This is a genomic window from Paraburkholderia sp. SIMBA_030 (assembly GCF_046535245.1).
Taxonomy (GTDB): Bacteria; Pseudomonadota; Gammaproteobacteria; order Burkholderiales; family Burkholderiaceae; genus Paraburkholderia.
The window spans coordinates 1-258 of record NZ_JAWRXB010000943.1 but is presented as its reverse complement, the minus strand read 5'-3'; the positions used below and the strand labels follow the sequence as shown (position 1 = coordinate 258).

The 258-nt window shown below is 56.6% G+C and carries 1 protein-coding gene; it reads left to right on the top strand.

Annotated features, from left to right (window positions below):
- A partial coding sequence (locus SB772_RS42800) for a copper homeostasis protein CutC (RefSeq protein ID WP_410838872.1) occupies nucleotides 1-258 on the top strand: 258 nt, incomplete at both ends.

Here is a 258-nt window from a genome sequence, read left to right as displayed (position 1 = left end):
ATCGGGAAGGGTTGTTGCGGGTCATTGACGTTGCCGATGGCATGCCCATCACGTTTCATCGTGCGTTTGATGCTGCGCGTGATTTGCATGAGGCGCTTGATGTGCTGCTTGAGGTTGACGCCGTTACGAATGTGTTGACTTCAGGTGGCAAGGCTTCGGTGCTGGATGCAGTTGATGAGGTTCGGGCGCTTGCAGCGCGGGCTGTGCGATCGCATTGCACTGTGCTTGCGGGCGCTGGATTTACCGTTGATCGTGTTG